Source organism: Glycomyces tarimensis (genome assembly GCF_054776215.1).
Genome location: NZ_BAAHCB010000021.1, coordinates 180,678 through 188,440 on the forward strand (window position 1 = coordinate 180,678; position 7,763 = coordinate 188,440).

Genomic DNA, 7,763 nt, shown 5'->3' on the forward strand with positions numbered 1-7,763 from the left:
CCGCCCTGCGCGGCAGGCCGGACGAGAGGGGGCGGAGCGTTATTTCTTCACTCGGTAGGTGAGGCAGGCGAACTGGCCGATCGCCTTGGTCTCGACCAGCTCGAGGCGGTCGGCGAGGAGGCGGCGGGGGAGCAGCGGTGCCCCCGCGCCGAGGAAGACCGGCGCCAGTGAGAGCACGATCTCGTCCAGGAGCCCGGCGTCGGCGAACTTGCCGACCAGTTCACCGCCGCCCATGAGCCACCGGTTGCGTTCGCCCGCGGCGGCGGCCATCTCGGCGTGGACCGATGCGACGTCGCCCGACGCGAAGCGGATGTCGGCCCCGGGCACCGCCGGCAGGTCCCGGCTCGTGAAGACCCAGGTCGGCATCGTGTACTCCCACTTCTCGGGGTGCTCGAGCGCCTTCTCGTGTTCGAGGATCCACTCGTAGGTCGTGGATCCCATGCACACGGCCCCCACGCCGGCGAAGAACTCGCCCATCTCGTCCAGGGGCGTCTCCTCGCCTTCACCCACCTCCTCAGGGTGTCCTCCGGGAACGGCGAACAGCCATTCCAGCGAGTTGTCGGGGTCCGCGATGAATCCGTCGATACTGGTCGCGGTGTTGTAGATGGTTTTCGCCATCCGGACAGCCAATCACCGGCCTCCGACACTCCGCGCCGCATTGCCCGCCACCGCTGTTCGAAAGCTCGCCGCACTCCGGCCACCCGCCCGCCTCGTAGGCCGCCGACGCCCGTGAAGTCCAGGATCGGGAACACGGCGCCGGACACCGCGACCGCGCCGCGCACCTGCCGCGCCCGGTTCGCCGAAGGCGTCAACCACCGGATGCGTGCCCGAGACAGGCTCCCAGATCCTCGGAACCGTCCCGGCCCTGGGTGCAGGCCTCCTGCGACCGACTCCTTGGCGGTGTACCCGGCGATATCGACCGCGAGGTGGAGCTTGGTCGACCAGCCCCCGCGCGAGCGGCCCAGAGCGTGGTCGCCTGGCTCGCCAGGTGCCGTTCGGTGTCGGGTTCCGGCGGCGACAATTGAAGCCTCCGGGTGAACCTTGTTGCAGCACAACAGATCAACCGGAGGCTTTCTCAATTCTCAAACACGGCCTAGGGGGCTCAGACCCCCTGCCGGAGGGGGAGGTGGCGTCCCCGGAAGCATGTGCTCGCCCCACTGCGCTCTTGTCCTGTTTCGACGACGATTGAGAAGTCCATCCAGTCGAGAGCGAGGACGTCCATGGCGGTATTGACCGACACCGGTCCCGCGGCCGCACCGGCCGCCGGACCGAAGCCCATTCTGGGCGAGCACCGCGACGCCGGACGGCAGTCGCTGGTCTACCTCTTCTTGATCATCCCCATGGCCGCGCTGGCGGCCGCCGTCCCGTTCGCGTGGACGACCGGCCTGCTCAGCTGGACCGACATCATGCTCGCCTTCGTGTTCTTCCAGCTCACCGGGCACGGGGTCACGGTCGGCTTCCACCGGCTGTTCACGCACGGTTCCTTCAAACCGAACCGGCCGCTGAAGATCGCCCTGGCGGTCCTCGGCAGCATGTCGGTGCAGGGCCCGCTCATCAACTGGGTGGCCGATCACCGCAGGCACCACGCCTACTCCGACAAGGAGGGCGACCCGCACTCGCCGTGGCTGTACGGCACCTCCGCCTGGGCGCTCAGCAAGGGCTTCTGGCACGCCCACATGGGCTGGATGTTCCAGCGCGGCAACACCACCAATCAGCAGCGCTTCGCACCCGACCTGATGCGCGACAAGGACATCGTCGCGGTCGACAAGCTCTTCTGGCTGTGGACGGTCGTGACCTTCCTCATGCCGGCGCTGCTCGGCGGGATGATCACCGGCTCGTGGATCGGCGCGCTGACGGCGTTCTTCTGGGCCAGTCTCGTGCGCGTCTCGGTGCTGCACCATGTCACCTGGTCGACCAACTCGATCTGCCACATGATCGGCGAGCGGCCCTTCAAGAGCCGCGACCGGGCCGCGAACTTCTGGCCGCTGGCGATGCTGTCGTTCGGCGAGTCGTGGCACAACTCCCACCACGCCGACCCGTCCTGCGCCCGCCACGGCGTCAAGCGCGGGCAGATCGACACCTCGGCCCGGTTCATCTGGATGTTCGAGAAGGCCGGCTGGGCGAAGGACGTCAAGTGGCCCACCGCCGACCGCTTGGCCAAGCTCGCCCACGCCTGAACACCGGTTCGGGCAAGGCATCCGATGCCGTCGAGGTCCTCCTCGACGGCATCGTTCGCGTCCGGCTCAGGCCAGGGACGCGAGGATCGCCGCGAGCGGCTCGGGGCGCACGAGCGGTTCGACGTGCGCGGCGTCGAGCGTGTGGACGTCGAACCGGTTGTCCGGGGTGAGCGCGTCGGCCTCCTTGATGAACCGGTCCTGGAGCGCGGGCGGCAGCGAGGTGTCCCGCGCGAGCCGGATGTAGGAGCGGGGCAGCCGCCCCCACGTTTCGGCGCGCGCCCGGTCCTCGGCGGTGCCGGCGTCGAGGCCTTCGTCGGGCTGGAGTGTGGCCAGGAAGACGAGGAACTCGTCGTCGGTGCCGTCCTGGAGCATCGACCGCTTCAGCGCTTCGAGCAGCGCGGGGTCGGCGGTGCGCCAGTTCATGCGGATCGCGCCCACCGCGGCCGGGTCGGCCGCGAGCGCGCCCATGGACTCGCCCAGCACGCTCGAGGCGTACTCCGGCCCGTCCATGTACTCGCCCGGCGTGTGGTCCACGCAGCACCACGCGGACATGTAGACCATGCGGTCGATCAGCTCGGGATGCTCGTTGCCGAGCGCGGTGAGGGTGACGCCGCCGCGGCTGTGAGCGAGGACGATCACCGGCCCGTGCTCCTTGGCGCGGCGCAGGATTCCGGCCGAGTGCTCGACATTGTCGGCGAGGGTGCGTCCGGCCATGCCGGACGGCGCCGCCGCGAGCGCGGCGGGGTCGGCCTGCGTGTGGAACGCCGTCGGGTAGCTCGCGTCGAAGCCGTGGCCGGGCAGGTCGAGCGCCAGTGAGCGGTGGCCGTGCAGCGCCAGCTCCCGCTGCAGCGGCGCCCAGGTGAAGGAGTTGCTGTTGGAGCCGTGGACGAGGACGAAGGTGGGCGTCATGCCGCCATTTTCACACCCGCCCCACCGCTGGGCGGCGGCGGTTCCTCGCTCATTCCCTCGAGTGCTTCTCCAGGAAGCGGTAGACCTCCGTCTCGTCCACGCCGGGGAAGGAGCCCAGCGGTATCGCCGCGAGCTGCGAGGAGGCCGCCCGCGCCGTGGGCCAGACCTGTCCGGCCCAGGTCTCGGCCAGCGAGCGCGGCGGCGTCCGGCAGCAGTCCGGGTCCGGGCAGTGCGAGACCGACCTCGCCTGCGTCTCCTTGCCGCGGAACCACTTCGCCGACTCGTACGGCACCCCGATGCTCAGCGAGAACTCCCCGTCGGGGCCGCGTTCGGTCCGGGCGGTGCACCAGTACGTGCCCGTCGCCGTGTCGGTGTACTGGTTGAACGAGTTGAACTTGTCCGGCACGTCGAACACCTGGCGGCTCGTCCAGTACCGGCACACCGGCTGGCCTTCGATCGCGCCGGTCGCGTCGGCCGGGAACGCCACGTCGTCGTTCTCGTAGGCCTTGAAGATGATGCCGGACTTGTGGACCTTCTGGAAGTGCGTGCGGATGCCCAGATGGTGCGTCGCCAGGTTCGTGAACCGGTGCGCGGCGGCCTCGTACGACACCGCGAAGTTGTCCCGCAGGTCCTCCACGGCGATCTCCTTCTCCGCCATGGCCGCCCGCAGGAACTTCACCGCGCTCGACTCGGGGATGAGCAGCGCCGCCGCGAGGTAGTTCGTGGACACGCGCTGCCCCAGGAACTCCAGGTACGTGCGCGGCACCTCGTGCTGCAGCACGTGGCTCGCGATCGCCTGCAGCAGCACGGTCCGCGGATCGTGCGAGCTGTCCTTGTTGGGCGTCAGATAGATCCGGCGGTTGCGCAGGTCCGTCACCGAACGCGTCGAGTGCGGCAGGTCGTCGACGTGGTGCAGCGTGAACCGCAGGTGCGAGGCCAGGTTCGAGATCTGGTGCTGCGAGAGCGGGCCGCTCCTGTAGTCGACCAGTTTGAGCAGCCGGCGCGCCTCGGCCTCGATGTCGCCGAAGTAATTGTCCTTCCCGCGCATCCGGCGGCGCAGCTCGGTGTTCGCCCGCCGCGCCTCCTCGGGCGTGGCCGCGTGCAGGTTCACCTGCCGGTCCACCTCCCGGTGCAGGCCGACGAGCGCCTCGAGCACCTCGGTGGGGATGCGCGAGGACGGCTTGACGCTCGGCAGCCCCAGCGACTGGTACTGCTTGGAGCGCTGGGCGCGCTCGAGCTCGATCTCCAGGGCCACGCGCCGGTTCGGCGGCTCGGCCCCGAGCAGCTCGTCCGAGCTCGCCCCGAGCGCGCGTGCCAGCGCGCGCAGCATCGACAGCTTCGGCTCCTTCTTGCCGTTCTCGATGAGCGACAGCTGCGACGGCGCCGTCCCGACCGTCTCGCCGAGCTCGTCGAGGCTCAGCTCCCGCTGCTTGCGCAGGTGCCGGATCTGCTTGCCGAGGCTGATGAGGTCGAGGGGATCGTCCTCGGCCGACAGTTCGGCCGCCTCGACCGCGCCCCACGGACGGTGCTCCGGCGCTTGGGAGCGCTCGCTTGGAAAATTCTTTGCCATTTCTTCATTATGAGCGAAGAAATGCCGATCTTTCTAGCCCAAACGCCTTACTTCCCGACTCCAAACGGGAAAAGATCCTGTTACCTGCAAGTAATGGCCGACCTTGACGGCGGCCACGGGCGACCTTGGGAGAACACGATGTCCGACACCGCACGCGAGCAGTCCATCGCCGCCGAGCGACTGGCCCTCGACTGGGCCGCCGACCCGCGCTGGGAGCACGTCGTCCGCGACTACACGAGTGCCGACGTCGTGAAGCTGCGCGGCCGCGTCACCGAGGAGCACACCCTGGCCCGCCGCGGCGCCGAGAAGCTCTGGAAGCGGCTCACCAACGACGCCGCCACCGGCGGCTACACCCACGCCCTCGGCGCGCTCACCGGCAACCAGGCCGTCGAGCAGGTCAAGGCCGGCCTGCGCGCGATCTACCTGTCGGGCTGGCAGGTCGCCGCCGACGCCAACCTCGCCGCCCAGACCTACCCCGACCAGTCGCTGTACCCGGCGAACTCGGTCCCCCAGGTCGTGCGCCGCATCAACAACGCGCTCATGCGCGCCGACCAGATCGAGTACGCCGAAGGCACCAGCAGCGTCGAGGACTGGCTCGTCCCGATCGTCGCCGACGCCGAGGCCGGATTCGGCGGACCGCTCAACGCCTACGAGCTCATGAAGGCCATGATCGACGCCGGCGCCTCCGCCGTGCACTGGGAGGACCAGCTCGCCTCCGAGAAGAAGTGCGGCCACCTCGGCGGCAAGGTCCTCATCCCGACCTCGCAGCACATCCGCACCCTGGGCGCGGCGCGCCTCGCCGCCGACGTCGAGGGCGTGCCGACCCTCATCATCGCCCGCACCGACGCCGAGGCCGCCACGCTGCTGACCTCCGACGTCGACGAGCGCGACGGCGAGTTCCTCACCGGCGAGCGCACCGCCGAGGGCTACTACCGGGTCCGAAACGGCATCGAGCCGTGCATCGCCCGCGCCAAGGCCTACGCGCCCTACGCGGACCTGCTGTGGATGGAGACCGGCACGCCCGATCTCGAGACCGCCCGCGTCTTCGCCGAAGCGGTCAAGGCCGAGTACCCCGAGCAGATGCTCGCCTACAACTGCTCGCCGTCCTTCAACTGGAAGCGCCACCTCGACGACGACACGATCGCCAAGTTCCAGCGCGAGCTCGGATCGATGGGCTTCACCTTCCAGTTCATCACCCTCGCCGGCTTCCACGCGCTGAACTACTCGATGTTCGACCTCGCCCACGGCTATGCCCGCGAAGGCATGAGCGCCTACGTCGACCTCCAGGAACGGGAGTTCGCCGCCGAGGAACGCGGGTACACCGCCACCAAGCACCAGCGAGAGGTCGGCACCGGCTACTTCGACCAGGTCACCAGCGCGCTCAACCCGAGCGGCTCCACCTTGGCGCTGGCGGGTTCCACCGAATCCGGACAATTCTAGACAAGCAGCGTCACCCAGACACTCACGACACAAGGAGAGGCACATGGGCTCCCTCATCGAGACCCGCACCGTCGAGGCGGCGACCGTCACCGGACCGACCGTCGACCGCCAGGACGACATCCTGACGCCCGAGGCGCTGGAGTTCCTCGCCGAGCTCCACCGCGCGTTCATCTGCCGCCGCCAGGAACTGCTCCAGCGCCGCCAGGAGCGCCGGACCCAGATCGCCAACGGCGTCGACCCGCGCTTCCTGCCCGAGACCGCCGACATCCGCGACGACATCTCCTGGAGCGTCGCCACGCTCGCGCCGGGCCTGGAGGACCGGCGCGTCGAGATCACCGGCCCGTGCGACCGCAAGATGACGATCAACGCGCTCAACTCCGGTGCCAAGTGCTGGCTGGCCGACATGGAGGACTCCGCCACGCCCTGCTGGCCCAACGTGATCGCGTCCCAGGCCAACCTCATCGACGCGATCGAGCGGCGCATCGACTTCACCAGCGAGCAGGGCAAGTCCTACCGGCTCACCGGAGCGAGCCTGACCGACCTGCCGACGATCATCGTCAGGCCCCGCGGCTGGCACCTGGCCGAGCGGCACCTGCGCGTCGACGGCGTGCCCATGAGCGGCAGCCTCGTCGACTTCGGCCTGTACTTCTTCCACAACGCCCACCGGCTCATCGAGCTCGGGCGCGGGCCCTACTTCTACCTGCCGAAGCTCGAATCGCACCTCGAGGCGCGGCTGTGGAACGACGTGTTCGTCCTCGCCCAGGAGCTGCTCGGCATCCCGCGCGGCACCATCCGCGCCACCGTCCTCATCGAGACGATCACCGCCGCCTTCGAGATGGAGGAGATCCTCTACGAACTGCGCGAACACTCGGCGGGTCTCAACGCCGGGCGCTGGGACTACATCTTCTCGGTCATCAAGAACTTCCGCGAGCGGGGACCGCGCTTCGTGCTGCCCGACCGCGAGCAGGTGACGATGACCCAGCCGTTCATGCGGGCCTACACCGAGCTGCTGGTGCGCACCTGCCACCGGCGCAGCGCCTCGGCCATCGGCGGCATGGCCGCGTTCATCCCGAACCGGCGCGACCCCGAGGCCAACGCCGCCGCGCTGGAGAAGGTCAGGGCCGACAAGAACCGGGAGGCCGACGACGGCTTCGACGGCTCCTGGGTGGCACACCCGGACCTCGTCCCGGTCGCGATGGAGGTCTTCGACGAGGCGCTCGGCGGCGTCCCGAACCAGATCGACCGGCTCCGGGAGGACGTCGTCCCCGACGAGCACGCGCTGCTCGACGTCGCCTCGGCCGAAGGCGAGATCACCGAGCGCGGCATCCGCGCCAACATCGAGGTCGGCATCCGGTACATGGAGTCCTGGCTGCGGGGCAACGGGGCCGCCGCGATCAACAACCTGATGGAGGACGCCGCGACCGCGGAGATCTCCCGCTCGCAGATCTGGCAGTGGATCAACGCGGGCTCGACCACCGCCGAGGGGCGCGCCGTGACGCGCGAATGGGTCGACGAGCTCATGCGCGAGGAGTTCGCGCGCATGGACCGCTTCGACGGCGACCGGTTCGACGACGCGCTCGCGGTGTTCACCGAGTGCGCGATGGGGGAGGAGTACCCGACGTTCATGACCCTGCCGGCGTACGCCCGCCACCTGTGCTGAAATCGCT

6 protein-coding genes are annotated in these 7,763 nt (G+C 69.3%); 3 read left to right on the forward strand and 3 right to left on the reverse strand.

The annotated features are described in order from the left end of the window. Positions 1 to 39: 39 nt before the first annotated feature. On the reverse strand, positions 40 to 618 hold the full coding sequence (locus ACYVK3_RS17865; protein WP_460498680.1) for a dihydrofolate reductase family protein: 579 nt from the start codon (positions 616 to 618) through the stop codon (positions 40 to 42). Positions 619 to 1,220: 602 nt separating this feature from the next. Here ACYVK3_RS17865 and ACYVK3_RS17870 point away from each other — a divergent pair. Beyond that, positions 1,221 to 2,177, forward strand: a complete 957-nt coding sequence (locus tag ACYVK3_RS17870; protein WP_460498681.1) for an acyl-CoA desaturase — start codon at positions 1,221 to 1,223, stop codon at positions 2,175 to 2,177. 66 nt (positions 2,178 to 2,243) lie between these two features. Here ACYVK3_RS17870 and ACYVK3_RS17875 read toward each other — a convergent pair whose 3' ends face one another. Both ACYVK3_RS17875 and ACYVK3_RS17880 read right to left on the reverse strand, forming a co-directional pair. Then, a complete protein-coding gene (locus ACYVK3_RS17875) occupies positions 2,244 to 3,086 on the reverse strand; it encodes an alpha/beta hydrolase (RefSeq protein ID WP_460498682.1) in 843 nt (280 codons plus the stop codon). A 49-nt stretch (positions 3,087 to 3,135) separates the two neighbouring features. After that, the gene (locus ACYVK3_RS17880) at positions 3,136 to 4,656 is read right to left on the reverse strand and encodes a helix-turn-helix domain-containing protein (RefSeq protein WP_460498683.1); all 1,521 of its coding nucleotides are present in this window, start codon (positions 4,654 to 4,656) and stop codon (positions 3,136 to 3,138) included. A gap of 138 nt (positions 4,657 to 4,794) precedes the next feature. On the opposite strand from ACYVK3_RS17880, the gene aceA reads away from it, so the two are divergent. Then, positions 4,795 to 6,096 (forward strand): isocitrate lyase, encoded by a 1,302-nt coding sequence (gene aceA, locus ACYVK3_RS17885; RefSeq protein WP_460498684.1) that lies wholly within the window; start codon positions 4,795 to 4,797, stop codon positions 6,094 to 6,096. A gap of 43 nt (positions 6,097 to 6,139) precedes the next feature. After that, entirely contained in the window at positions 6,140 to 7,756 is a 1,617-nt protein-coding gene (gene aceB / locus ACYVK3_RS17890) for a malate synthase (RefSeq protein ID WP_460498685.1), read from the forward strand. Positions 7,757 to 7,763 lie beyond the last annotated feature (7 nt).

Coding starts and splice junctions, on each gene's coding strand:
- ACYVK3_RS17870 (WP_460498681.1), top strand. CDS start 1,221: ATGGCGGTATTGACCGACACCGGTCCCGCGGCCGCACCGGCCGCCGGA.
- aceA (WP_460498684.1), top strand. CDS start 4,795: ATGTCCGACACCGCACGCGAGCAGTCCATCGCCGCCGAGCGACTGGCC.
- ACYVK3_RS17865 (WP_460498680.1), bottom strand. CDS start 618: ATGGCGAAAACCATCTACAACACCGCGACCAGTATCGACGGATTCATC.
- aceB (WP_460498685.1), top strand. CDS start 6,140: ATGGGCTCCCTCATCGAGACCCGCACCGTCGAGGCGGCGACCGTCACC.
- ACYVK3_RS17875 (WP_460498682.1), bottom strand. CDS start 3,086: ATGACGCCCACCTTCGTCCTCGTCCACGGCTCCAACAGCAACTCCTTC.
- ACYVK3_RS17880 (WP_460498683.1), bottom strand. CDS start 4,656: ATGGCAAAGAATTTTCCAAGCGAGCGCTCCCAAGCGCCGGAGCACCGT.